General features: G+C 64.4%; 24 protein-coding genes. 4 read left to right on the top strand and 20 right to left on the bottom strand.

Annotation, left to right across the window (positions count from 1 at the left end; translation table 11 throughout):
• Positions 1–48 precede the first annotated feature (48 nt).
• The 6 genes from M1D74_RS06295 to dapA form a co-directional block, all read right to left on the bottom strand.
• Positions 49–489 (bottom strand): helix-turn-helix domain-containing protein, encoded by a 441-nt coding sequence (locus M1D74_RS06295; protein ID WP_309072177.1) that lies wholly within the window; start codon positions 487–489, stop codon positions 49–51.
• A 93-nt stretch (positions 490–582) separates the two neighbouring features.
• Positions 583–1095 (bottom strand): CinA family protein, encoded by a 513-nt coding sequence (locus M1D74_RS06290; RefSeq protein ID WP_309124435.1) that lies wholly within the window; start codon positions 1093–1095, stop codon positions 583–585.
• 15 nt (positions 1096–1110) lie between these two features.
• Positions 1111–1701 (bottom strand): CDP-diacylglycerol--glycerol-3-phosphate 3-phosphatidyltransferase, encoded by a 591-nt coding sequence (gene pgsA, locus M1D74_RS06285; protein ID WP_458116864.1) that lies wholly within the window; start codon positions 1699–1701, stop codon positions 1111–1113.
• 9 nt (positions 1702–1710) lie between these two features.
• Positions 1711–4545, bottom strand: coding sequence for a DNA translocase FtsK 4TM domain-containing protein (locus M1D74_RS06280; protein ID WP_458116863.1), 2835 nt, complete (start codon positions 4543–4545; stop codon positions 1711–1713).
• 51 nt (positions 4546–4596) lie between these two features.
• Entirely contained in the window at positions 4597–6288 is a 1692-nt protein-coding gene (locus M1D74_RS06275) for a ribonuclease J (RefSeq protein WP_458116862.1), read from the bottom strand.
• Positions 6289–6306: 18 nt separating this feature from the next.
• The gene (gene dapA, locus M1D74_RS06270) at positions 6307–7230 is read right to left on the bottom strand and encodes a 4-hydroxy-tetrahydrodipicolinate synthase (protein WP_458116861.1); all 924 of its coding nucleotides are present in this window, start codon (positions 7228–7230) and stop codon (positions 6307–6309) included.
• A 43-nt stretch (positions 7231–7273) separates the two neighbouring features.
• Between dapA and M1D74_RS06265 the strand changes: the two genes are divergently transcribed.
• A complete protein-coding gene (locus M1D74_RS06265; RefSeq protein ID WP_458116860.1) occupies positions 7274–8458 on the top strand; it encodes a heparan-alpha-glucosaminide N-acetyltransferase domain-containing protein in 1185 nt (394 codons plus the stop codon).
• Here the strand turns inward: M1D74_RS06265 and M1D74_RS06260 are convergent.
• The 6 genes from M1D74_RS06260 to M1D74_RS06235 all read right to left on the bottom strand — a co-directional run bounded on the left by M1D74_RS06260 (position 8455) and on the right by M1D74_RS06235 (position 12451).
• Positions 8455–8928 (bottom strand): hypothetical protein, encoded by a 474-nt coding sequence (locus tag M1D74_RS06260; RefSeq protein WP_458117151.1) that lies wholly within the window; start codon positions 8926–8928, stop codon positions 8455–8457. The genes M1D74_RS06265 and M1D74_RS06260 overlap by 4 nt on opposite strands.
• Positions 8928–9686 carry a 4-hydroxy-tetrahydrodipicolinate reductase gene (dapB, locus tag M1D74_RS06255; protein ID WP_458116859.1) on the bottom strand — a complete coding sequence of 253 codons (759 nt, stop codon included), beginning with the start codon at positions 9684–9686 and terminating at the stop codon, positions 8928–8930. Before dapB ends, M1D74_RS06260 begins: the two co-directional genes overlap by 1 nt.
• 78 nt (positions 9687–9764) lie before the next feature.
• Complete coding sequence (locus tag M1D74_RS06250) at positions 9765–10196, bottom strand: molybdenum cofactor biosynthesis protein MoaE (protein ID WP_309070579.1); 432 nt, start codon at positions 10194–10196, stop codon at positions 9765–9767.
• Entirely contained in the window at positions 10186–10668 is a 483-nt protein-coding gene (locus tag M1D74_RS06245; protein WP_309070580.1) for a MogA/MoaB family molybdenum cofactor biosynthesis protein, read from the bottom strand. Before M1D74_RS06245 ends, M1D74_RS06250 begins: the two co-directional genes overlap by 11 nt.
• Complete coding sequence (moaC, locus tag M1D74_RS06240; protein WP_309070581.1) at positions 10665–11144, bottom strand: cyclic pyranopterin monophosphate synthase MoaC; 480 nt, start codon at positions 11142–11144, stop codon at positions 10665–10667. The genes M1D74_RS06245 and moaC overlap by 4 nt, the downstream gene beginning before the upstream one ends.
• Positions 11141–12451 (bottom strand): molybdopterin molybdotransferase MoeA, encoded by a 1311-nt coding sequence (locus M1D74_RS06235; RefSeq protein WP_458116858.1) that lies wholly within the window; start codon positions 12449–12451, stop codon positions 11141–11143. Before M1D74_RS06235 ends, moaC begins: the two co-directional genes overlap by 4 nt.
• A gap of 149 nt (positions 12452–12600) precedes the next feature.
• Between M1D74_RS06235 and moaA the strand changes: the two genes are divergently transcribed.
• Complete coding sequence (gene moaA, locus M1D74_RS06230) at positions 12601–13677, top strand: GTP 3',8-cyclase MoaA (protein ID WP_309070583.1); 1077 nt, start codon at positions 12601–12603, stop codon at positions 13675–13677.
• A gap of 1 nt (position 13678) precedes the next feature.
• Positions 13679–13930, top strand: coding sequence for a MoaD/ThiS family protein (locus M1D74_RS06225; RefSeq protein ID WP_309070617.1), 252 nt, complete (start codon positions 13679–13681; stop codon positions 13928–13930).
• A 23-nt stretch (positions 13931–13953) separates the two neighbouring features.
• On the opposite strand, the gene M1D74_RS06220 is transcribed toward M1D74_RS06225, so the two are convergent.
• The 4 genes from M1D74_RS06220 to M1D74_RS06205 all read right to left on the bottom strand — a co-directional run bounded on the left by M1D74_RS06220 (position 13954) and on the right by M1D74_RS06205 (position 19343).
• Positions 13954–15252: a M16 family metallopeptidase gene (locus M1D74_RS06220; protein WP_309070618.1), complete on the bottom strand. Its 1299-nt coding sequence runs from the start codon at positions 15250–15252 to the stop codon at positions 13954–13956.
• 148 nt (positions 15253–15400) lie between these two features.
• On the bottom strand, positions 15401–17671 hold the full coding sequence (locus tag M1D74_RS06215; protein WP_309070584.1) for a polyribonucleotide nucleotidyltransferase: 2271 nt from the start codon (positions 17669–17671) through the stop codon (positions 15401–15403).
• Positions 17672–17964: 293 nt separating this feature from the next.
• Positions 17965–18234, bottom strand: a complete 270-nt coding sequence (rpsO, locus tag M1D74_RS06210) for a 30S ribosomal protein S15 (RefSeq protein WP_309070585.1) — start codon at positions 18232–18234, stop codon at positions 17965–17967.
• A 116-nt stretch (positions 18235–18350) separates the two neighbouring features.
• Positions 18351–19343 (bottom strand): bifunctional riboflavin kinase/FAD synthetase, encoded by a 993-nt coding sequence (locus tag M1D74_RS06205; protein ID WP_309070586.1) that lies wholly within the window; start codon positions 19341–19343, stop codon positions 18351–18353.
• A 251-nt stretch (positions 19344–19594) separates the two neighbouring features.
• On the opposite strand from M1D74_RS06205, the gene M1D74_RS06200 reads away from it, so the two are divergent.
• Complete coding sequence (locus M1D74_RS06200; RefSeq protein ID WP_458116857.1) at positions 19595–21493, top strand: hypothetical protein; 1899 nt, start codon at positions 19595–19597, stop codon at positions 21491–21493.
• On the opposite strand, the gene M1D74_RS06195 is transcribed toward M1D74_RS06200, so the two are convergent.
• The 4 genes from M1D74_RS06195 to truB all read right to left on the bottom strand — a co-directional run bounded on the left by M1D74_RS06195 (position 21490) and on the right by truB (position 23887).
• Entirely contained in the window at positions 21490–22101 is a 612-nt protein-coding gene (locus tag M1D74_RS06195; protein WP_309070588.1) for a DUF4345 domain-containing protein, read from the bottom strand. The genes M1D74_RS06200 and M1D74_RS06195 overlap by 4 nt on opposite strands.
• A 69-nt stretch (positions 22102–22170) precedes the next feature.
• Complete coding sequence (locus M1D74_RS06190; protein WP_458116856.1) at positions 22171–22689, bottom strand: hypothetical protein; 519 nt, start codon at positions 22687–22689, stop codon at positions 22171–22173.
• A complete protein-coding gene (locus M1D74_RS06185; protein ID WP_309070590.1) occupies positions 22665–23039 on the bottom strand; it encodes a hypothetical protein in 375 nt (124 codons plus the stop codon). Before M1D74_RS06185 ends, M1D74_RS06190 begins: the two co-directional genes overlap by 25 nt.
• Positions 23039–23887 carry a tRNA pseudouridine(55) synthase TruB gene (truB, locus tag M1D74_RS06180; protein WP_458117150.1) on the bottom strand — a complete coding sequence of 283 codons (849 nt, stop codon included), beginning with the start codon at positions 23885–23887 and terminating at the stop codon, positions 23039–23041. Before truB ends, M1D74_RS06185 begins: the two co-directional genes overlap by 1 nt.
• Between the last annotated feature and the right edge of the window lie 105 nt (positions 23888–23992).

Below are 23992 nucleotides of genomic sequence, written 5' to 3'. Positions count from 1 at the left end.
GAGGCCCGCCGCATGCGGCGAGCCTCTTCAAGCCTGCTGGAAGCAGATCTAGTTCTTCGTTACTGCCAGTCCGCGGCTGAAACCGTCGGTAAAGTCGTCCGGCATATCGCCGCCGAACTGCTGGGCGAACTCCTGAGGGACGGTGTCCGGAACAGCGACCCCCTCGGCTTCAGCCAGACGGTCACTGACCTCCCGAAGCATCATGGACAGAGGCACATCGAGCGCGGAGCAGATCGACGAAAGCAACTCCGAGGACGCTTCCTTCTGACCCCGCTCAACCTCGCTCAGATAGCCGAGCGAAACCCGGGCGCTGTGCGACACTTCCCTGAGCGTACGGCCCTGGCGCTGGCGGACGTCGCGCAGGACGTCCCCGATCTCGTGGCGTAAAACGACCATCTTGCGCTCCTTCGGCTTACGTTGCGGATCTTCTGCCAACCCCACATCCCGCCAACGGATGACACCGTTTACGGATACGGGTTGCTTTACCATGTGTATCGCCTAACTCCCTTGTGCCGGCCGCTGAGCGACCTTCTGATTTAAGCCTAGCCCGTCTTGCGTCTGCGTGCCGGACACTATTGATAACTATTGCGGTACGCCGTTTGTTCCCAGCGGCTCCCGTTCGAGCACCTCCGTGAGCATGTTCACGGCTGCTTCACAGGAAGCCTTCCGGATCCGGGCACGGGTTCCCTCGAATCGGAATTCCCGCACAATGCGGCTTTCGCCGGAGGTCACAGCTACGACGACCGTTCCTACTTCCTTGCCCTCGTGCGGTTCCGGCCCGGCAACGCCAGTGGTGGCTACGCCGATGTCTGCTCCGCACGCTGCTCGCGCGCCCAGCGCCATCTGCAGGGCGACTGCCGGATCGACGGCGCCCACGCGCGCGAGAAGCCCCGCGTCGACACCAAGGAGCGATTCCTTCAGCTCACGATGGTACGACACCACGCCACCCCGCAGCACCGCCGAGGCACCTGGTACCTCAGCCAGGACCGCAGCGACCATTCCGGCCGTCAGTGACTCGGCGGTGGCAATGGTCAGTCCGCGTTCTGCAGCCAGGGCAACTACTCTTGCGGGCGCCGCTGCACCCTTCTGGTTCAATGCCACAGCGTTCGGTCAGGCCGAGGTGTTTCGTGCCGTGCGCCGTAGGCGCACAGCCTGAAGGATGTAGTCGACGCCGGTCACCACAGTGATCACAAGTGCTGCCAACATGACGGTGACGGCCGGCGAGAACGCCCAGCTTCCCAGCGCCGGGACAAGCAGGTAGAGGAAGATTGCCAGGGTCTGGACGACAGTTTTCAGCTTCCCGCCGCGGGAGGCCGGCATGACACCGTAGCGGATCACGGCGAACCTCAGCAGGGTGATTCCAAGCTCGCGAACCAGAATCACAAGAGTGACCCACCACCAAAGCTCACCCAGCACGGACAGGAGGATCAGTGCTGAACCGATCAGCAGCTTGTCCGCGATGGGATCTGCAATCTTCCCGAAGTTCGTGATGAGACCTCGGCTGCGGGCGATGTCCCCATCAAGCTTGTCGGTGTAGATGGCGATCGCAAACGTTGCGACGGCGAGCCATCGCAGGAGGCCGCCCTGGCCTGCGTCCGCCAGGAGGAACCAGACGAAGAACGGCACCAGCGCAATCCGGACGACCGTCAATACATTGGCGACGTTCAGGACTGGTACCGCTCCGGCGTCAGAATTGCTCACGGACCAAGGCTACCTGCCTGTCAGGGACCAAGCGTCTTCAGAGCCGTCGCCTTCGTCGTCGTCATGGTAGTCGACCGCTTGAGGGCGGGAATCGAGATCGTCTGCGACGAGATCAGTCACCCCACCGGGCTGGTAAGAGGGATCGGGTGCCGCGGTCTCCGCCGGAGCCGCCGACGGCGGGTCATCCCCTCGCATGGCTGCCAGGACCGGACCGAGATCGTCCGGCTTCACCAGGACGTCGCGAGCCTTCGAGCCCTCCGACGGGCCAACCACTCCCCTCGATTCGAGCAGATCCATGAGGCGCCCTGCCTTCGCGAAACCGACGCGAAGCTTCCGCTGGAGCATCGAGGTGGAACCGAATTGCGTCGTGACCACCAATTCGGTGGCTTGCAGCAGGACATCGAGATCATCGCCGATGTCGTCATCAATCTGCTTCTTGGGCGCCTCGACTGCGACGTCCTCGCGGTAAACCGCCTTCAACTGTTCCTTGACGTGCTCCACCACCCGATGGATCTCGGACTCGGTTACCCAGGCACCCTGCACGCGCATAGGTTTCGACGCGCCCATGGGCAGGAACAGGGCGTCACCCTGACCGATCAGCTTTTCCGCACCGGGCTGGTCAAGGACCACCCGCGAGTCGGTCACAGAGGAGGTAGCGAAGGCCATCCTGGAGGGAACGTTGGCCTTGATCAGACCGGTAACCACGTCTACCGATGGGCGCTGGGTGGCCAGTACCAGGTGAATACCTGCCGCCCTCGCAAGCTGGGTGATTCGCACGATCGAGTCTTCGACGTCGCGCGGGGCAACCATCATGAGGTCGGCAAGCTCGTCGACGATCACCAACAGGTACGGATACGGGCGGACCACTCGTTTGGAGTCCGGCGGCGGGACCACCTTCCCGTTGCGTACAGCCTTGTTGAAGTCGTCAATGTGCTTGTAGCCGTAGTTGGCGAGGTCGTCATAACGCGTGTCCATCTCACGGACAACCCACTGGAGGGCTTCAGCAGCCTTCTTCGGGCTGGTGATGATCGGGGTGATGAGGTGCGGAACGCCCTCGTACGCCGTAAGTTCAACCCGTTTCGGGTCGACCATGATCATGCGCACCTCATCGGGCGTGGCCCGCATGAGGATGGACGTGATCATCGAGTTCACGAAGGAGGACTTACCCGCACCGGTTGCGCCCGCCACCAGGAGGTGCGGCATCTTGGCGAGGTTGGCTACAACGTACCCGCCTTCGACGTCCTTGCCGACACCCATGACCATCGGATGCTCTGTCTTGCGCGCATTGCCAGAACGCAGGACGTCGCCCAGAGACACCGTTTCACGGTCGGTGTTGGGGATCTCAATACCGATGGCTGACTTGCCGGGGATCGGCGAAAGAATTCGTACGTCCGAGCTCGCTACCGCATAGGAGATGTTCTTGGACAGAGCGGTGACCCGCTCCACCTTGGTGCCCGACGCCAGTTCAATCTCGTACCGGGTCACCGTCGGACCCCGGGAGAACCCGGTGACCTTCGCATCGACGTTGAACTGTTCAAGGGTGTGGGTCAGCGCGGCAACGACCGCGTCGTTTGCCTCCGAGCGCTCCTTGGGCGGGGTGCCGGCCGGCAGGTAGTCGGATGGCGGGAGCGTGTACGTGACGTCACCGGCGAGAGAAAGCTGCTCGGTCCGCTGCGGAATCGGCGTTGTAGGTGCCTGCGGCTGAACCGGATGGGATGGGACCGGCACGGGTTGCGCAGCCGGAGCACTGGCGGGAGGAAGCACCGACATGGCTTCGGTGGCAGGTTCGGCGGCGCCCAGCCCCTGATTCCGCTTGATCTTCTCTGTAGCCATCTCCTGCTGCGTGGGACGCCGCACACCCGGGGGAATCGGCGGCGGCGCGGGAGGAGTGTCAGCGTCGTCGTCGAGCACGGCACGTTCAAAGGCTTCGTCCCCGACGTAACCGTCCAGCTCCTCTTCCTCGGCCGTGTTCTTTTTACCGCCGAAGAGGCGTGACTTCTTCTTTGGCTTGGCCGGGGCGCGTTCACGATCGGACAGGTAGCTCTGGTCGTGTTCATCGCTGTCGCTGTCGCGGTCATTGAGGTCCTGGCCCATGAGGTGCTCGTACAGGTGGCGCAGCCGGGACGGGATATGGCGGAAGGGGGTGGCCGTGATGATGAGGATGCTTACGAAAATCAGGAAGGAGAGCACAACAGCGACGGGCCAGACAGAGAGGAGGGCTGTTGCCGGTGCGGCAATGAGGTACCCGATTACTCCCCCGGCTCGCCACAGCGGGTCCAGTCCGGCGGCAAGTTCGGGTTGGCCGCCCACGAGGTGTGCGATACCTGCTCCGCAGAAAGTAAGGACGGTCAGCCCAATTCCGATGCGGTTGTTCGCGCGCGGGTTCTCCGGATAGCGGAAGAGGCGAACTGCTCCGGTAAGCAGGATAAAGGGCAGGAGCAGGGCCATCCAGCCCACCGATCCCCCGGCAATTGCGTGGATGGCATCGGCAACCGGTCCCGTGAGCGCCCACCACTCAACCGTCGCGACGGCGACTGCACAGAGGAAAAGGAAGAAGCCTGTACCGTCCCTGCGGAGGTCTTTCTGTGGCTGGACGTCATGGCCGAACTTCCGGATCGCGCCGGCGATCAGATGTGCCAGTGCCATCCAGAACCCGCGGACTGCCCGCAGCGGCAGCGGAAGCTTTTCCTCAGCTTCAGGCAGCGGCTGCGTCTTGCTGGTTCCGCGCGCCGTCGACCCCCGGCCGGCAACGGCCGTGCTGCGGGTGCGCGGCTGCGAACCTCGCGACTGTGGAGCTCGCGGCTGTTGACCCCGCGAAGAAGGAGGGGAAGTACGGGTCGCCATACTCGGTACGCTACCGGACCGGGCCCCTGGTTCCGGGGATTAGCACGCCAGCTAGGCTTCGAGAACGACCGGAATGATCATGGGACGGCGTCGGTAACGGCGGTTGACCCAGGTTCCGACGACGCGGCGTACCACCTGCTGAAGCTGATGCGTGGTGTGGTCCTTGTTGCTCATGACGGCCTCGGCCAGGGCAGAGCTGATTTTCGGCTTGATGTCGTCGAAGACCGAATCGTCCTCGGCGAAGCCCCGGGCATGGATGTCCGGACCGGAGACGATGGTTCCCGTACTGCGGTTGACCACGGTGATGATCGAGATGAACCCCTCCTCGCCGAGGATGCGGCGGTCCTTCAGGTCGGCGTCGGTGATCTCGCCGATGCTTGAGCCGTCCACGTAGACATATCCGCACTCCACCGCGCCCACGATACGTGCGACGCCGTCCTTCAGGTCAACAACGGAACCGTCATCTGTCTGGAGGACGTTCTCGCTCGGGATGCCGGTCTGGATCGCAAGGTTCCCATTCGCGATCAGATGGCGGGTTTCGCCGTGCACGGGCATGACGTTCTTCGGTTTGAGGATGTTGTAGCAGTACAACAGCTCTCCCGCAGCCGCATGCCCCGAGACGTGAACGCGCGCGTTGCCCTTGTGGATCACGTCGGCTCCGAGCTTGAGGAGTCCGTTGATGACGCGGAAGACGGCGTTCTCATTTCCGGGGATGAGGGAGGAGGCCAGGATAACGGTGTCTCCCTTGCCCACGGTGATGGGGTGATCACCGTTGGCCATGCGGGACAGTGCTGCCATCGGCTCGCCTTGTGAGCCCGTGGACATCAGCACCACCCGGTCATCGGGGAGGTCGTCCACGTTCTTCACATCGACCAGGATTCCATCAGGCACTCGGAGGTAGCCCAGTTTCGCGGCGATGGACATGTTGCGCACCATCGAGCGGCCGGCAAAGCACACGAACCTGCCGTGCGCCTGGGCTGCATCGAGTACCTGCTGCACGCGGTGGATGTGGGAAGAGAACGAGGCAACGATCACGCGCTTCTTCACCTGGCCGAACAGTCGGTCAAGCTCTGGTCCAATTTCACGTTCGGCTGTCGTGAATCCCGGTACGTCAGCGTTGGTGGAGTCAACCATGAACAGGTCAACCCCCTCTTCGCCGAGGCGCGAGAAGGCACGCAGATCCGTGATACGCCCGTCAAGCGGCAACTGGTCCATCTTGAAGTCACCGGTGTGCAGAACGGTTCCGGCCTTCGTGCGGATGAACACAGCGAGCGCATCGGGGATGGAGTGGTTGACCGCAACAAACTCACACTCAAACGGCCCGAACTGTTCGATCTGACCCTCAGCAACGGTCAGGGTGAAGGGACGGATCCGGTGCTCCTGGAGCTTCGCTTCGATCAGTGCCAGCGTCAGCTGCGATCCGATCAGCGGTATGTCGGCCTTGAGGCGGAGCAGGTAGGGCACTGCGCCGATGTGATCCTCGTGACCATGGGTGAGCACGAGGCCCACCACGTCATCCAGCCGATCCTCGATATAGGAGAAGTCCGGCAGGATCAGGTCGACGCCGGGCTGGGTCTCCTCGGGGAACAGAACCCCGCAGTCCACAATCAACAGCTTGCCGCCAATTTCGAAGACGGCCATGTTCCGGCCGATTTCTCCGAGTCCGCCGAGCGGAACGACCCTCATGGTTCCCTCGGCGAGTGGCGGAGGCGGGACGAGTGTGGTCCCTGCGAGTTCTGTCATCCGTCGGCCTTTCGGAGGTTAGCGGGTTGCGCCCGCGGAAAAGTCCCAGCCCGCTTCGGCAAGGTCAGTCAGTACCGGTTCCATTTCGACGGCGGTGGGCTCGACCAGGGGCAACCTCACCAGGGAGTTCGGGAGCACTCCCTGCATCCGCAGGATCTGCTTGGCGGAAACAGCACCCGGAATATGGGTCATGACCGCGCGGACCACCGGGTCCAGATCGAAATGAACCTTTCTCGCGGTGGCGAAGTCACCCGCCGTCGCGGCATCGACTAGCGCGCGGAACTGCGCGGTGGCTACGTGGGCACTGACGCTTACGACGCCGACGGCGCCGGCCGCCATCCACGGCAGCGTCAGGCCGTCATCGCCTGCGTAGACGTCCAGCGCTGTGTTGGCGAGCACCCGTGTCACCGCCGCATAGTCCGCCTTGGCGTCTTTCAACGCAAGGACCTTGGGGTTGTCAGCCAACCGGATCATGGTTTCAGTGCTGATGGGGATACCTGCCCGGCCCGGGATGTCATAGATCATGATCGGCAGGTCAGAGGCGGCGGCCACCGCGTCGAAGTGTGCCAGGACGCCGGACTGTGTCGGCTTGTTGTAGTAGGGAGTGACGACGAGCTGTCCGTCTGCACCCGCGCGCTGGGCGCGCTGAGCCATCTCGACCGAGTGGGACGTGTGGTTGGTGCCGGTACCGGCGATGACCTTGGCCCGGCCGCCCACCGCTTCCACGACAACGCGAAAAAGGTCTTCCTTCTCCTGGTCCTCCAGGGTGGACGTTTCACCGGTCGTTCCGGAAATCACCAGGCCGTCACACCCGTCCTCGACCAAACGGACCGCCAGCGCAGCCGTTGCTTCGAAGTCCACAGCGCCGTCGGGGGTAAACGGAGTCACCATGGCGGTGACGAGGGAACCGAATGGGAGCGGGTGATTATCGGTGGCAGCCATAGGTCAAACTTACCCGCTGCAGCGGGCGTGAGAACATTCCATCATGGCCATCACACAGAGCCCGGGCAGGCTGAGCGGTATCGATGCGGCCAGGGGCATAGCCCTTTTCGGCATGATGTCCACCCACGTTTTCCCCCTTTACCTGGAGGGCAGCTCCGAGGCTTCATGGATAGGTGCCACCTTCTCCGGACGGTCATCTGCCCTGTTCGCACTCGTGGCGGGTATCGGTCTGGCACTGCTGACCGGTGGCAACGCCCTGCACAATCGCGGCGTCATCTCCCGCGACCGCAGGGGGATCGCTGCGCGCGCCGTCGTTATTGCAATGGTGGGCCTGATGCTTGGCGGCCTCGAAACCAACATCGCTGTGATCCTCTTCCACTACGGAATCCTGTTCCTGATGGCTTTGCCGTTCGTGGGGATGCCGCGGGGGCAGCTGGCGTGGTGGGCCGTCGGCTGGACGCTGCTCTCCCCCGCCGCGGCATTCTTGCTGCGGCCCTGGGCCGACGCCAACATCGACCCTTCGGATCTGGACGGTAATCCCGCGCTCGAGCACTTCGGGCAGCCTGCAACACTGCTCGCGGATATCCTTGTGACCGGCTACTACCCCGCAATTCAGTGGCTGAGCTATCTCCTGCTCGGCATGCTCATAGGCCGTCTTAACCTGAGGGCACCCGGCGTCCAGTTCGGCCTGCTACTCGTCGGCGTGGGCGTTGCAAGCACGGCGAAGTTCATCAGCGCGTTGCTGCTGGGGCCGCTTGGCGGGCTGGCTGTCCTGCTCGATACTCCCCAGGCACAGCGCTACGACATCAAGGCAATGCTTCCAGTCAGTCTGACAGGGGTCGACCAGGCCGGCACCTGGTGGTGGCTTGCAGCCAGCGCTCCCCACTCCGGCACGCCGCTGGATCTGATGCACACCGCTGGTACGGCAGCGGCCGTCGTCGGGCTCTGCCTCGTGGTGACACGTCGGCTGCCCTGGCTGCTGCTGCCGCTGTCGGCTCCCGGTGCAATGACGCTGACCCTTTACTCCCTGCACATCTGGGTGATGAGTATCGTCGACCAGCAGGAGGTTCCCCTGGACCCTGCGCCGGTCTACTGGGCCCAGGTGACCGTCTTCGTTGCCCTTGGGCTGCTGGTGCGGAAACTAGGCGCGCGCGGGCCGCTGGAATTTGTAGCGGCCGGCGCAAGCGACGCGGCCCGCTCACCGAGCAGGGCACGAAGGGCCGGCTAGGCCGATTCCCCGCGGAAAAGCTTCGCTGCGTGACGCATTGAGCGGCGTGCGCGCGTGCGGTCGCCGGCGGCGTCGTAGGCGCATGAGAGCCGGAACCAGGAACGCCAGTCGCCCGGATTGGCTTCGGCTTCCGCCTGGTACGCGGGGAACTGCGCATCGGCTGCCTCCCGCACGATGCGGCCCGCAGGCGTGCGTGGCAGGTCATCCACCGGCAAACCGCCCTCCGAGTCGAGTGTGGACGCCATCCGCTCGGTCTGGGCGCCGAACGAGAGTTCCCGAACCAGGGCCCATGCGCCGATCATCGGAAGGAGGAGGTAGGCCACACCAAGCGCCTTGGCGACGGGATCCGGATCGGTCAGCAGGGTCACGCTTCGCTGCAGTGCGACTATGAGCCAGAAAGCAAGGAGAACAGTGACGAAGACCACGCCTATTTTGACGCGATGTTTCTTCAGAAAGTCCACAGTCTGCATCACGCCTGCAGGTCCAGGTAACCGTCCAGGCCCACGGTGAGGCCAGGACGCGAACTCACCTCGCGGACCCCGAGCAGCACGCCCGGCATGAAGGACTCGCGGTGGAACGAGTCGTGGCGGATGGTCAGCTGCTCGCCGACGCCCCCGAAGAGGACCTCCTGGTGCGCTACGAGACCCCGCAAGCGCACGGAGTGAACACGGACACCGTCGATGTCACAGCCGCGGGCACCGTCGCGTGCCGTTCGGGTGGCATCCGGGCTCGCGGCGAGCCCGGCCTCGCGACGCGCGTCGGCAATGAGAGCCGCCGTCCGCTCCGCCGTGCCTGACGGTGCATCCACTTTGTCCGGGTGGTGGAGTTCGATGAGCTCAACCGATTCGAAGTACCGCGCCGCCCGGGCGGCGAAGGCCGTTGCGAGCACCGAGCCGAGGGCGAAGTTGGGCGCGATCAGCACACCGACGTGGCGGTTCCGATCCAGCAATCCCTCGAGACGACCGATTCGTTCCTCGTCCCAGCCGGTGGTCCCGACGACGGCGTGAATGCCGTGCTCGACGGCGAACGCCACGTTGTGTTCGGTGCTCTCCGGCACCGTGAGGTCCACAATCACCTGCGCGCCAGCTGTCACAATGTCCTCGAGTGAATCTGTCCTGCCAAGGGCAGCGACTAGTCGGAGGTCAGCAGCAGCATCGATAGCCTTGACGGCCTCGGAACCCATGCGGCCGGAGGCGCCAAGAACGGCAACGGAAGTCGGTTGAGTCATGGGGCTAAGCCTACTGGCCGAGGGTCCCACGCCGAGCGCCAGCGAGACGTGGGAGGCCAGCAGGCGCTACTGGTCGGATCAGCCCTCGACGCCGACCCATTCGACCGAGCCGTCCGCGAAGAACTGCTCCTTCCAGATGGGGGCGCGGGCCTTGACGGTGTCGACGAGCTCAGTACACGCTGCAAATGCTTCGCCGCGGTGGCCCGAGGCCACGGCTGCGACCAGGGCCGGATCCCCAATCGCCAACGGGCCGGTGCGGTGCGCCACCCAGATCCGGATGCCTTTGTACTTTTCGGCGATTTCCGCGGCGATCTCGGCGATCACGTTTCCCGCGGAAGGGTGGGCGCTGTAGCCCAGGCGGTCAACCTGCCGGCCGCCGTCGTGGTTGCGCACCACTCCCCCGAAGCCCACCACCGCTCCGCAGTCAGCGGAACCTACGACGCTGAGGGCAAGATTCAGGTCGAGGGGCTCGGCGGAAACGCCGGCGTACAGGACAGTGCTAGTGCTCATGGCTTCCCTCAAGTTGCTCGCAGATGTGGTCAAGAACGGGGTCCAGTACGTCCAGGCCGTCCTGGACTGCCCCCGGCGATCCCGGGAGATTGATGACGAAGGTGGAGCCGGACACTCCGGCAAATCCACGGCTCAATGCGGCCATGGGAGTCTTTGCGGCTCCTGCCCGACGGACCGCCTCCATGATTCCCGGCAACGAACGGGTGAGGAAGGGTTCGGTGAGCTCAGGGGTGACGTCGTCGGCGCTCAGGCCAGTGCCTCCGCTGGTGATGAGCACGGACGGTGCGCCGCCAAGGCAGAGGGCGAGGGCCTCGCGCACTGCATCGCCGTCAGGAACCACTTCCGCACGCTGCACGGCGTAGCCCTTTCCCACCAGCCAGCGCTGGATCAGGGGCGCGCATTCGTCCTCGTACACGCCTGCCGCGGCACGCGTCGACGCGATGATCAGCGCGGCTGTCCTGGGGGAACTCATGCGATCCAGTCCCCGCTCTTTCCGCCCGATTTCGCCAGGACCCGAATGTCCGTGACGACGGCGTGCTTGTCCACGGCCTTGATCATGTCGTAGAGCGTCAGGGCGGCAACGGACGCCGCAGTCAATGCCTCCATCTCAACGCCGGTCACCGCGGTGGTCTTCACCGTTGCCGTCACGACGACGGCGTCGCCGTCCGGGGCGAAGTCCAGGGTCACCTTGCTCAACGGCAACGGGTGGCACAGCGGTATCAGCGTCGAGGTCTGCTTGGCCGCCATGATTCCCGCTATGCGGGCCACCGCGAGGGCGTCTCCCTTGGGAAGGTCGCCGTCCACGATCAGCGCGATGACTTCCGGGGTTGTCCGCAGGACGCTCTGAGCGGTTGCCTCACGCGCGGTAACCGCCTTCGCCGATACGTCGACCATGTGTGCTGAGCCGTCGTCGCGCACATGGGTCAGCCGGGCTTGGGGTTCGGTCATGTCAGCGCCTCTCGGTTGGGATTACTGGGATGAAGTGGTTGCACGCCGCCGCGGAGCTCGCTGAGCAGCCATACGGCAACCGGTGTGCCCGCCTCCACAGTGCCCGTTCCGACGGGCAGGTGCACAAGCGCGTTCGATCCGGCAAGGGCGTGCAGGAGGTGGGAACCTGGCCCGCCAAGCAGCGTAACGTCTCCGATCCCCTCCCCCTGGCCGGTTCGGTCTGTGTAGAGCCCCCGGCGGACCTGGTGCTTATTTTCCGGCGAACGGACGTCCTCGGTGAGCCGTGCCGGCAGGCAGACCCGGTTACCCGGTATCCCGGTAACTGTGCTGAGCGCGGGCCGGAGGAACATTTCGAAGGAGACCAGCGCGCTCACCGGGTTGCCTGGGAACCCGAGGAAGGGCACTCCGTTGATGGTACCGATGGCCTGCGGCCCGCCGGGCTGCATGGACACCGACAGGAACTCGACGCTGCTGTCTGCCAGCGCCTGCTTGACCACTTCATAGGCACCCTGGCTGATGCCGCCGGTACTCAGGATGAGATTGACCGGCCGGCCGATGGACTGCAGTGCCTCCCTCAGCTTCTCCGGATTGTCAGCCACGATGCTGTGGAGCTGTACTTCCGCGCCCGCCTCTTCAAGTGCCGTCGTCAGCAGTGTGGTGTTGGCGTCGAAAATCCGGCCGGGGGCAAGCGCGGTGCCGGGTTCCTGGACTTCGTCGCCCGTGCTGAGGAGCAACACGAGGAATCGTGGTCGCACGGACACCGTTGCCAGGCCGCAGGCCGCCACCAGACCGAGCTGCGCGGGCCCCAGCAGGGTCCCCGCCTCCAGGGCGATACTTCCAGCCGCAACATCGCTGCCTGCGCGCCGGATGAAGGAGCCCTCCTCGACGGCGGGCAACTCCACCGTGAGCTCGGAGTTCCGATACTGAGTGGTGGTGGGGAACAGGGAGGGCACCGCCCGCTCGATCGGTACGACGGCGGCTGCCCCCTCCGGGAGCATGGCTCCCGTCATGATGGGTGCGGCAGAACCAGGCAGAAGTACATCGGGTTTGGCACCGGCAGGCACCGGGGGCGCGACCGAGAACCGCCGGGCCTCGGAGCCATCGAGGTCAGCGTGGTGGACCGCGTAGCCGTCCATCTGCGAGTTGTCGAAGGGAGGCAGGCTCACGGGGGCGCGCAGGTCCTCAGCGAGCACCCGTCCCCGCGCCGCCCTGAGGGGCAGCCTTTCGGCCGTCCGGTCGGCGAAGGCGCTGCTGTACCTCAGCAGTCCGAGTACGGCCTGCTGATGTTCCTCGACTGTTCGTGTCATTGTGCCCCGTTGTATCAAGCCGCGCGGACATTACGTGGTGTGCATGCGATGATGCACATCCCAGCCTAGCTGGGGCGCGTCCCGCGAAGCTCCCCGAGCCTTGGGATAAATAAATGGAGGGCCTGAGACAAAGGGCGTAATGTCGGACTATGGCAATCCCACTTGGCAGCCCTACCGTGCGCGCGAATATGCCTGCGCCCGATGCCGGGCTGGTTGATTCCTACGGGCGCAGGGCCACAGACATGCGCTTATCCCTCACCGACAAGTGCAATCTTCGCTGCACCTACTGCATGCCGGCCGAGGGTCTGGAATGGCTGCAGAAGGACCAGGTGCTCTCCCGCGAGGAAATTGTCCGGCTGGTCGCCATAGGAGTGAACATATTGGGCATCCGCGAACTTCGCCTGACGGGCGGTGAGCCGCTGGTGCGGGCGGACCTGATCGACATCATCGCCGATATCCGCGCCCAGCACCCTGACCTACCGGTATCGCTGACGACCAACGGCCTGGGCCTGGACAAGAAAGCTCAACGCCTCAAGGACGCCGGCCTGACCCGGATCAACGTTTCCATGGATTCGCTGCACCCGGACACCTTCGCCCAGCTGACCCGCCGGCCTTTCCTCGACCGGGTTCTGCGCGGTATCGAGGCGGCTGCCGCCGTCGGTCTCGGGCTGGTCAAAATCAACGCCGTACTCATGCGCGGAATCAACGACCACGAGGCGCCGGACCTGCTGGAGTGGGCTGTCTTACGTGGATTCGAACTGCGTTTCATCGAGCAGATGCCCCTCGACGCCGATCACGGATGGACCCGTGACGGGATGATCACCGCTTCCGAGATCCGAGAACGTCTCACCGAACGGTTCGTGCTCACGCCCGACCCGCGGAACCGCGACGGTGCCCCCGCCGAACGGTGGGAGGTGCGCAGGCCGGAAGCGCCCGACGTCGTTATCGGCACCGTGGGAATCATCGCCTCCGTGACGGAGCCCTTCTGTGCAGATTGCAGGCGCACGCGCGTGACGGCCGAGGGCAAGATCATGAGCTGCCTGTTCTCCCGCGAAGAAACAGATTTGCGGGACCTGCTGCGCTCGGGCGCCGACGACGACGCCATCGCCCGGCGTTGGCAGGAAGCAATGTGGGCCAAGCCCAAGGCGCACGGCATGGACCATACCGGCCTTGGGGCTGCCGACTTCGTGCAGCCCGACCGCTCCATGAGTGCGATTGGCGGCTGAATTGCTGGTTCGATACTTCGGCGCGGCCCAGGCGGCCGCCGGCGTCCCTGAAGAACGCCTCGATCTGGACGGCGTGGCGCTTTCGGAGGTGCTGGGCGAGATCCGCAGCCTCCACCCCGACGGCGATCCGTCCATGGCAAAGGTTCTGGAACGAAGCAGCTTCCTGCTCAACGAGGTTGCGCTGCGCGACCATACCGCACCACTGGGACGCGGCGACGTTCTCGATGTCCTGCCGCCGTTCGCCGGGGGCTAGGCGGCAGGACATCGCCGGCCTGGCTACAGGCCCAGCTCCGCCTCGCTGTCGAACGGTCCAACGACCGTGATAGTCCGGGGTGCATCAGCGAGCTGCCGTGCGAGCGCCTGCACCTGATCCGCAGTCACAGCCCGGACGCGCTCCAGCGTAAGGTCAAGCCCGAGGAACTCGCCGCTGACCAGCTCCGCGCGGCCCAGTCGGGTCATCCGCGAACCGCTGTCTTCGAGGGAAAGCACCATGCCGCCGGAGAGCTGACCGACCGCACGCCTGAGTTCCTCGTCGCTGACGCCCTCCGATGCCAGCCGCTCGAGCTCCGCGCTGAGCAGGCCGATAACCTGGCCCGTCTTCGCCGGGCTACACCCGGCATACATGGCGAAATAACCTGCGTCGGCGTACGACGCCGAGAAAGAGTAGGTCGAGTAGGCGAGCCCACGCTTCTCCCGGATCTCCTGGAAGAGACGGGAGGACATGCCCCCGCCGAGCACCGCGTTGAGGACGCTCATCACGAAGCGCCGATCGTCCGTGGCCGTCAGTGCCGGACAGCCCACCAGGACATTCGCCTGCTCCACTGCGCGCCGGATCACGTGCACTCCACCGCTGTCCTTGAGCACGGTAGGCTCCGGCGCACGCCTGGGAACGGGGGCGGCGTCTGCTGCAAGCGTCCACCCCGCCCGTTCAAGCGCCTGCACGACGAGTGAGCATACGACGTCGTGATCCAGTCCTCCGGCCGCCGTCACCACCAGTTCCTCCGGACGGTAGTAGCGGCGGTAGTGGTCAAGGACGGAGTCGCGCGAGATGGCCTTGATAGCGTCAGGGGTCCCGCCGATGGGGCGCCCAAGCGGGTGTGCGCCCAGGACGGCTTCGACAAATTTTTCGTGCGCGACGTCGGACGGGTCGTCGCTGTCCATCGCGATCTCTTCCAGGATGACGTGGCGCTCCTGCTCCAGTTCCTCCGGATCGATGACGGCCGATGTCACCATGTCCGCGATGACATCTATCGCCATCGGGAGGTCGGAATCGAGAACCCTCGCGTAGTAGCAGGTATTTTCCTTGGCGGTCGCAGCGTTCGATTCTCCCCCGACCTCATCAAAGGCGGCGGCGATATCAAGCGCGGTCCGCCGTTGTGTTCCCTTGAACAGCAGGTGCTCGAGGAAGTGCGTGGAACCATGCTCTCCGTCGGCTTCGTCGCGGGAACCGACGCCCACCCAGAAACCGATGCTCGCCGACCGCTGCCCGGGCATTGCCTCGGTCAGTACACGGACACCACCGGGCAGCACAGAGCGGCGGACCACCGCTCCCCCCTGTGCTCCCGCAACGAGCATGGAAGAGTGCTCGGAACCGCCCGTCACCAATGGAAGTAGGACGGGTGAGCCCTGGCCTGTTTCAGTCATAACTTCTCCTCAACGCCAGCGGCTCCGCGGCGAATCAGTTCGCCGCGGAGCCGTTGGTTTGTGCTTGTCAGCGTGTCCGCTAGTTGTCGTCGCCCTCGGCGGCATCCTGTGCGTGAGCACCCGGAGCGTCGTCAGCAGCGGCTTCGCCGGCTTCCTCCGCCACTACGGGCGAGAGAGAGAGCTTGCCGCGGTCGTCGATCTTGGTGATCTCGACCTGGACCTTCTGGCCCACGGAGACGACGTCGTCGACGTTGTCCACGCGCTTGCCGCCGGCGAGCTTGCGCAGCTCTGAGATGTGCAGCAGCCCGTCCTTGCCCGGCGTCAGTGAAACGAACGCACCGAAGGTGGTGGTCTTCACAACCGTGCCCAGGTAACGCTCACCGATCTCGGGAACCTGCGGGTTCGCGATAGCGTTCACCGCAGCGCGGGCAGCTTCGGCCGAGGAACCGTCAGTGGCGCCGATCAACACGGTGCCGTCGTCCTCGATCGAGATGTCGGCTCCGGTGTCTTCCTGGATCTGGTTGATCATCTTGCCCTTGGGGCCGATGACCTCACCGATCTTGTCGACCGGGATCTTCACGGAGATGATGCGCGGAGCGAACTCGGAGAGCTCATCCGGGGTGTCGATCGCAGCCTCAAGAACTCCGAGGATGTGCAAACGTGCCTCCCGGGCCTGCTTCAGTGCTGCCGCGAGCACAGAAGCCGGGATGCCGTCGAGCTTCGTGTCGAGCTGGATCGCCGTGACGAACTCGGAAGTACCAGCGACCTTGAAGTCCATGTCACCGAAAGCGTCTTCGGCGCCGAGGATGTCGGTCAGGGCCGCGTAACGGGTCTGGCCGTCCACTTCATCGGACACGAGGCCCATTGCGATACCCGCAACCGGAGCCTTCAGGGGCACACCGGCGTTGAGCAGCGACAGCGTCGAAGCGCAGACGGAGCCCATCGAAGTGGAACCATTGGAGCCGAGGGCCTCGGAGACCTGGCGGATGGCGTACGGGAACTCCTCGCGGCTGGGCAGAACCGGGACGAGAGCACGCTCCGCCAGCGCACCGTGACCGATTTCGCGGCGCTTCGGCGATCCCACGCGACCGGTTTCACCGGTGGAGTAGGGCGGGAAGTTGTAGTTGTGCATGTAGCGCTTGCGCGTCACCGGAGACAGCGAGTCGATCTGCTGTTCCATCTTGAGCATGTTCAGCGTAGTGACGCCCATAATCTGGGTCTCGCCACGTTCGAAGATGGCCGATCCATGAACGCGCGGAAGGACCTCCACCTCGGCGGTGAGCTTGCGGATGTCGCTCAGCCCACGGCCGTCGATACGGACCTGGTCACGCAGGATGCGCTGACGCACAACCTTCTTGGTGACCGAGTTGAAGGCTCCGGCGATTTCCTTCTCGCGGCCCTCGAACTGGCCGGAGAGCGACTCGATGACCTCGGCGCGGTAGGCGTTGGCTGCGTCCTCTCGCTCCTGCTTGTCGGCGATCGTGAAGATCTCAGCCAGGCGTGAACCGGCAGCACCCTCAACGGCAGCGAAAACGTCGTCCTGGTAATCCTTGAACACGGGGAACTCAACCGTGGGCTTGGCAGCGCGGCCGGCGAGGTCCGACTGGGCTTCGCACAGTGCGCGGATGAAGGGCTTTGCAGCCTCAAGGCCGTCGGCGACGACCTCTTCGGTAGGTGCCGTCGCACCGTTGTCCTTGATGAGGGACCAGGAGTTGTCGGTGGCCTCAGCCTCGACCATCATGATCGCTACATCGTCACCGACCACCCGGCCGGCAACAACCATGTCGAACACGGAGTTCTCGAGCTCGGAGTGCTTCGGGAACGCGATCCACTGGTCCTCGCCGGAGCCGTCGGAGACGAGCGCAACGCGAACGCCGCCGATCGGACCGGAGAACGGAAGACCGGAGAGCTGCGTGGACATGGAAGCGGCGTTGATAGCGACGACGTCGTAACGGACATCAGGATTGATGGCGAGCACGGTGACGACGATCTGAACCTCGTTGCGCAGACCCTTCACGAAGGCCGGACGCAGCGGGCGGTCCATCAGGCGGCATGCGAGGATCGCCTCGGTGGACGGGCGGCCCTCACGGCGGAAGAACGAGCCCGGGATGCGGCCGGCAGCGTACATACGCTCTTCGACGTCCACGGTGAGCGGGAAGAAGTCGAAACCTTCGCGCGGGGACTTTCCTGCAGTGGTGGCGGAAAGGAGCGCGGTGTCCTCGTCGATGTAGACCATTGCGGCACCGGCGGCCTGCTGGGCGAGACGCCCGGTTTCGAAGCGAACTGTGCGCTGGCCGAAGCGACCGTTGTCGATAACGGCTTCGGCGAACTGGATTTCGGGACCCTCCATAGAGAGTCACCTCCGTTTCTGTGGTGACGGAGGCAGGCGGCGTCTTGCTGGTCAACGCCGTTAGGACGGGTTGTGGCACCCGGTCTTCGATCGAGGTCCACGGGAACTGCCATCACACGGATGGTGCCCGGAGACCACTACCGAGGACCGCGAATGCCTGCGTGTCCGCCTGGCTCCTGGTATGGACTTTTTACTTCCAACGCACTCCTGGGAGTGCGGTTCCTTTGCGGCATATCTGCCGCAAAGATTGAAGGCGGCTCCTTCCCGAAGGAAGGGGCCGCCTCACAGTCTAACTAGCGGCGCAGGCCGAGGCGCTCAATGAGCGTACGGTAGCGCGTGATGTCGGTGTCGCGCAGGTAGTCCAGCAGACGACGACGGCGACCAACCAGCAGAAGCAGGCCACGACGCGTGTGGTGGTCGTGCTTGTGCTTCTTCAGGTGTTCGGTCAGGTCAAGAATTCGGCGGGAAAGCATTGCAATCTGCACCTCAGGCGAACCGGTGTCGCCCTCGGAGGTTGCGTATTCCTTGATGATTTCCTGCTTCAGAGCGGCGTCAAGTGCCACAAATAACTCCTATGAGTTGTACCGTGAACAAAGTAGATGCCGGTTCCCCTCGCAGATCGAGCGGAGCTCCGGCGGTGGTCCAGCAACCACGGACTGCAGCAGGACCTCGGTCAACTTTACCCGTAGGTACGCTGTTCTGTCGAAAGCACGCTACGGGTCTGGTCCACGTCCAAGCGCATCTGGTCGATCAGTGCTTCGGGCCCGCGGTAGGTCACCATACCCCGCAGCCGACGTACGAACTCCACGATCACCGTCTGCCCATACAGGTCAAATACGTCGATCTCTTCCTTCGGCCGATCGATCACGTGCGCCTCGACCTGCCTGGACACGCCTTCGAACGTGGGATTGGATCCGACGGAGATCGCTGCGGGCCAGCGCACCTGGCTGCTGTCGATGAGCCAGCCGGCGTAGATTCCATCAGCGGGAATGAACCCGGTGGAGTCGGAGGACAGGTTTGCGGTGGGAAATCCCAGGGCCCTCCCCCGGGCGGCTCCGTGCACGACAACGCCGCGCATGCGATGGGGCCGGCCCAGGATACGGGCCGCCGTCGTGACGTCCCCGGCAACCAGCGCTTCACGCACCCAGGTTGAGGAGCAGCGCCGCTGGCCTCCAGCCGTCGTCGTACTCTGCAGGCTTGATCCGAAGTCGTCGATGACGACCACGTCGAAGCCGAGCTGGGCGCCCAGCTCCTGCATCGTCGAGAGGTCGCCCGAGTTGCCGCGGCCAAAGCGCACGTCATGGCCGATGACCACGGCCTTCGCCCGCAAACCGTCGACGAGGACCGACCGGACGAACTCCTCCGGCGTCAACGCGGCCAACTCGAGGGTGTAATGCATCATCAGCACCCCGTCGATGCCTGTGTCGGCAAGGGTTTCCACTCGGTCCTGCAGGCCCATGATCAGTTCGGGCGCGCTCTCCGGCCGATGAACCTGGGCGGGATGAGGCTCGAATGAAATGACGACGGCGGCTGCATTTCGTTCGTGGGCGGCAGCCACCAGTTGCTGAAGCACGCTTTGGTGGCCGCGATGGACACCGTCGAAGTTCCCGATGGTGACGACTGCGGGACCGAAACCCTCCGGCACATCGGCCAGGTCTCTCCAGTAGAACACGCATCTCCCTTGGGGTTGGGCGGGTAACAGTACCCTTCGTCGTTCCTTATTATGGCCGATCCATGAACGCAGTCAGGACGGAGACTTCCCGGGCCAATCTCTTTTCCTGCACAGCGACGCCGGTTGAGGCAGTTTGTGCACATGGAAGCCGGAGGGCCGCCTCTCGGAGAACGGCACAGCGACGATTGATACCTGTTGGCCGCACCCACAAGGGAGGAACGCGGCCCCCACTCACCTCAGGAGGATCTTCCGTGTCATTTTCCCTGTTCCTATCCCGGCGCCGAGGGGCAATGCGGACGGCCGGAGTGTGCCTCTTCCTGGTCACCCTCTTGTGTCTGCCTCAGGTGCCATCGTCCCAGGCCGCGCCGGTGGGAGGAGGATGGACGCGAGCGGCCGGTGTGCACGCGGCCGAACACTTTGTGGGCCAGTACAAGAACTCCCGAGGCCTGGCCGCGTACTGCACTGATTTCGAGCGGCTCTCCCCGGAAAATGCCGGAGGATACGAGGACGGACATTCGGGCGGCTTCATCCGTAGTGACGGGAGTGCATTGAATCCGACAGAGAACGCGGCGTTGTCCTACCTGCTGCACCGGTGGGGTGACACCGCGGACAATGCCACCGCGGCGTCCGTGCAGCTGGCCGTCTGGGCGCTTACCTCCCCCGGAATGGCGTGGGATTCATCCGGGATGGACGCCATCCTGAGGGCAGAGCGACTGCCCGATGGGGTGGTGGCGGAGGCACGCTCCATGACCAAGGTCGCATTCAGCGAAGCGGGCCCCTATGAGGTTGACATCAGACTGGAGGCCGCGGGAGCTGAGGGAACAATGACCGCGTCCGTCTCCGTTCTTGGTGCAGACGGCACATCGGCAGCCGGTCTGGCGGCCGGTGCAGAGCTGAGTGGACCGTTTGCCTTGGCTGAGGAGAGGGGCGCCACCTGGACCACTGCTGATGAGCCCCACCGGCTCACCCTGAAGCGGACAGGACTAGGCGGAGGCTCACTCACGGTTTCAGTTCCCCGGACACCGGCGGCGGGAGTGCAGTGGCTCCTGCCATCCCGCGACGGAGTCCAGAGACTGCTTGCTGCAGCAGTTGTTGAACCGCGTGATTCAGCCGCAGCAATCGCCGACCTCCCGGCTTTCCAACCGACGGTGGTCACCCGCGCATCCGCTGCGCGAACAGGCGTGGGCACCACCGTTCATGATGTCCTGACAGTGGGAACCTCTCCCGCTGCAGGAGGTCCTGGTGGAACGGCACCGTGGCTGTCAATGCCCGGAGACGGAACCCCGGTGTCTGTGGAGGTCGTATCAACGCTGTGGGGACCCCTGCCGTCTCGTCCTGTCCTTCAGGAATCAGTGCCTTCCGACACCCCCATGGTGGGCGCCGTTACCACCCGCGTGCAGGGTCCGGGGAGGTACGACACCCCCGGGCTGGTTGTCCCCTCGCCGGGATGGTACGTCTGGACTGAGTCGATCAGCCCCGAAAGCACCCTTCCTGCTGAGGCCTCCCGCTATGTGCTCGGTTGGCAGGGGAAATACGGCATCTCGGATGAGACGACCTTCGTACCGTGGACACCAGACATCACCACTGAACTGTCGACACACGACTCACTTGTCGGTGAACGGGTTACCGACACAGTGATCGGGTCAGGCTTTGGGCAACCCTCAATCGAAACCGGTGCGGTTGTGACCCTGTCAATGTACGGCCCGCTCCCGGAGCGGCCCTCACTCACTGCTGACGTGCCCGCCGACGCTCCGCTGCACTCGAAAGTCGAGGTCCCGGCCCTGAACGGCAGCCAATCCAGTGAATCCTTCGCAGCCTTCACCGCTCCCGGGTGCTACACAGTCGTCGCCTCCTACGCGGGCGACGACCACACCAACGCTTTCACCTCCGCTTTCGGTGAGCCCTCGGAAACGGTGTGTGTGGGGGAAGATGAGCCGGCACAACCACCCACACCCGATGCCACCGTAGCGCCGGCACTTCCTGCTTCAGACGAGGTCGGGCAGGCTCCCGCCCGAGCGGAACTCGCACAGACAGGCATTCCTGCGAAGGTTGCCTCCGGAGCCGCACTTGTCATGCTCGGAGTCGGGCTTGCGTGCCTACACGCCGGCAATCGATCGCGACGTACTGCCGGCAAATCCGCACACCGCTAGGGGCGGGCGGCATACTCCCGCCGCAGCTCGGTCGTCTTGGCGATGTACCGGTGCCAGACAAGCAGAGCAGCCGGGAAGGCGAGCTCGAGAACCATGAGAATGATCAGGAGGAAGTGCGGGGTCCCGGAGAACGCCCACGAAAGAACCCGGCCAATACCGCCGATGAACACCATGAGGCAGACCAGCCAGAGCATATTCGCCCATTGGAACTTGATCGCGATCGTCACGAAGGCGGCGCCCACGCCGATCATCATCGCGGCGAAGAATCGGAACTGGTTCTCCAGAGTCGGGTTCACGGGACCGTCTCCCGTCTCCGGTAGCCCTGCTGAACCGGTAATCAGGTAGTACGCTCCGAAGCCGGCAATGAGAAGCCCCACGAGCACCACCACGGTGCGGAACACGCTCCAGTCGTGACTGGTCTTGGTTGTCTTCCCAGCGTCCTTCTTGGAAGTTTTTGAAGGGGCCTTTCCCGACGAGGACTGGCCGGAGGCGGGTTGACGGGAAGCGTCGGACGTGCCCGCAGAACCATGTGAGGGGTTCGCGGAGTCCTGTCCGGCGTTCATGGAAGAACTGCGACGATCCGTGTTGTCAGGGGTGTTGCTGTTCATGATGTTCCCTCTGTGCTCGATGATCCGCCAGGGCCGGGCCCTCTCAGCTCATCCTCTCACTCCCGGCGCTCACGTGCGTCGGTTCGCGGCCGTTACGGCACGGTGTCGGTAGAGCCACCACAGGCCAAGCACCGGCAGGATCAGCGGAACAAAGCCGTATCCCCGGCCGTACACCGACCAGACCGTGTCGGCGGGAAAGAGGACCGGATCGACAACGCTCAGGGTCCCCACAGTCAGGACCCCGATCAGCTCGAGGGACACCGCAGCGAGGGAATACCTGTACCAGCGCACCCCCGACCGGCTCAGGGAGACGGTAGCGAAGACATACACGAGGGCGGCCACCGCGGTCAGCACATAGGCCAGCGGAGCCTCGTCGAATTTCGTCGCGAGCTGGAACGCCGCGCGCGCGGTGGCCGCCAGCGCAAAAACACCGTACACGGCAATGAGGAGGCGGCCCGGGCCCCTGCTCAGGGTGCCTGCGGAAGCGCCCGGTTTCTGGGTTCCACCGGCAACACCTGCGCCATCGGAGGTGTGAGCCGCCTCCCCCGTTGCATCGTGCCTGTTCATGCCGGCACTGCTCCGTCCCATATCTGCTCCATCCGGTACAGCATCACGAAAATGGTCACTCCTACCGCGCCTAATACCAGGTTGCTCCATTGTGAACGCTCAAGGATTGCCCACCAGAACGCGCCCACCGGGATCATCAACGCGGTCAGCAAATAGCCCCAGAACTCCCATACCTCGCCCGTAACGGGTTCCCCGCCGGCCTGCCGGAAAATCCCCGCCACCAGGTACACGAGGAGGAACAGCTCCACGGCTGCCACTGCAAGGATGGTCACGTCATTGGGAGGCTGCCTGATCACGGCCGCACCGATGCAAATGAGAGTCGAGAGAAGGCACACCACCGTGCCGGCGATGAAAAAACCGTCGACCACCATCAGGCGCCCGCCTCGCCGGGTGCGAAGACCAGGGCAGGTTTGGCCTCCAGGCCCCGGTTCTCGAGGAGGGCGATCAACGCGCCGCCCGGGGCAAAAGCGGCAACCGGACGGTCAGTGTGGTCCGCTGAGGGCGCTGGGGTGTCGGCGCTGGCACCAATCCTGCGGCCATGGGAAAGATCCTGAGCCTCTGAATCACTCAGCTCACGAACGGGAAAGAGTGCGCGGGCGGCTTCATCGATGCCGAGCAGCCGAAAATCCTGTGCCAATTCTTCGAGGGTTGATGCCTGGTCGAGACTGTACGGTCCCACCTCTGTCCGGCGCAGCGCCGTGAGGTGCCCGCCGACCCCAAGAGCGGCCCCGAGATCCCGCGCCAAGGCGCGGATGTAGGTTCCGGAACTGCACCGCACCGTTACATCGAGGTCTTGTACGACTCCGCCCTGCAGCCGGCGGATCTCCGAAATATCGAAACTGTGAACCGTCACCGGCCGAGGCTGCAGAACCACGTCCTCCCCGGAGCGAACGCGGTTGTAGGCACGCTCACCATTCACCTTGATCGCGCTGACGCTGCTGGGAACCTGGCTGATCGAACCGGTGAGTGCGGCAACCGCCGTCCGAATAGCCTCCGATGAAACCACTTCAGCCGAGACCTCCGACGTCACTTCGCCCTCGGCGTCGTCGGTGATGGTGGACTGCCCCAGGCGGATCGTGGCTGTGTAGGTCTTGGAGGTGCCCACAATGTACGTCAGCAGGCGCGTCGCGCGGTTCACTCCAACCACGAGGACCCCTGTGGCCATGGGGTCGAGGGTACCCGCGTGCCCCACCTTCCGGGTTCCCGCCAACCGCCGCATCCTGCCGACGACATCATGGCTGGTCCAGCCCTGCGGCTTGTCCACTATCACTAGTCCTGAGTGGACCTGCCCGGAATTCACGCCTTCCAGTATAGGTCTCGGCGC

Source organism: Arthrobacter sp. D2-10 (assembly GCF_054161285.1).
This window is presented reverse-complemented; position numbering and strand designations above follow the sequence as displayed.

Coding starts and splice junctions, on each gene's coding strand:
- dapA (WP_458116861.1), bottom strand. CDS start 7,230: ATGGCTGCCACCGATAATCACCCGCTCCCATTCGGTTCCCTCGTCACC.
- M1D74_RS06190 (WP_458116856.1), bottom strand. CDS start 22,689: ATGGGACGGAGCAGTGCCGGCATGAACAGGCACGATGCAACGGGGGAG.
- M1D74_RS06220 (WP_309070618.1), bottom strand. CDS start 15,252: ATGCTCGTTGCGGGAGCACAGGGGGGAGCGGTGGTCCGCCGCTCTGTG.
- moaA (WP_309070583.1), top strand. CDS start 12,601: ATGGCAATCCCACTTGGCAGCCCTACCGTGCGCGCGAATATGCCTGCG.
- M1D74_RS06295 (WP_309072177.1), bottom strand. CDS start 489: ATGGTAAAGCAACCCGTATCCGTAAACGGTGTCATCCGTTGGCGGGAT.
- M1D74_RS06195 (WP_309070588.1), bottom strand. CDS start 22,101: ATGAACAGCAACACCCCTGACAACACGGATCGTCGCAGTTCTTCCATG.
- dapB (WP_458116859.1), bottom strand. CDS start 9,686: ATGACTCAACCGACTTCCGTTGCCGTTCTTGGCGCCTCCGGCCGCATG.
- M1D74_RS06215 (WP_309070584.1), bottom strand. CDS start 17,671: ATGGAGGGTCCCGAAATCCAGTTCGCCGAAGCCGTTATCGACAACGGT.
- moaC (WP_309070581.1), bottom strand. CDS start 11,144: ATGACCGAACCCCAAGCCCGGCTGACCCATGTGCGCGACGACGGCTCA.
- M1D74_RS06260 (WP_458117151.1), bottom strand. CDS start 8,928: ATGCAGACTGTGGACTTTCTGAAGAAACATCGCGTCAAAATAGGCGTG.
- M1D74_RS06275 (WP_458116862.1), bottom strand. CDS start 6,288: ATGACAGAACTCGCAGGGACCACACTCGTCCCGCCTCCGCCACTCGCC.
- M1D74_RS06265 (WP_458116860.1), top strand. CDS start 7,274: ATGGCCATCACACAGAGCCCGGGCAGGCTGAGCGGTATCGATGCGGCC.
- M1D74_RS06245 (WP_309070580.1), bottom strand. CDS start 10,668: ATGAGTTCCCCCAGGACAGCCGCGCTGATCATCGCGTCGACGCGTGCC.
- M1D74_RS06280 (WP_458116863.1), bottom strand. CDS start 4,545: ATGGCGACCCGTACTTCCCCTCCTTCTTCGCGGGGTCAACAGCCGCGA.
- M1D74_RS06250 (WP_309070579.1), bottom strand. CDS start 10,196: ATGAGCACTAGCACTGTCCTGTACGCCGGCGTTTCCGCCGAGCCCCTC.
- M1D74_RS06185 (WP_309070590.1), bottom strand. CDS start 23,039: ATGGTGGTCGACGGTTTTTTCATCGCCGGCACGGTGGTGTGCCTTCTC.
- M1D74_RS06235 (WP_458116858.1), bottom strand. CDS start 12,451: ATGACACGAACAGTCGAGGAACATCAGCAGGCCGTACTCGGACTGCTG.
- truB (WP_458117150.1), bottom strand. CDS start 23,887: ATGCGGCGGTTGGCGGGAACCCGGAAGGTGGGGCACGCGGGTACCCTC.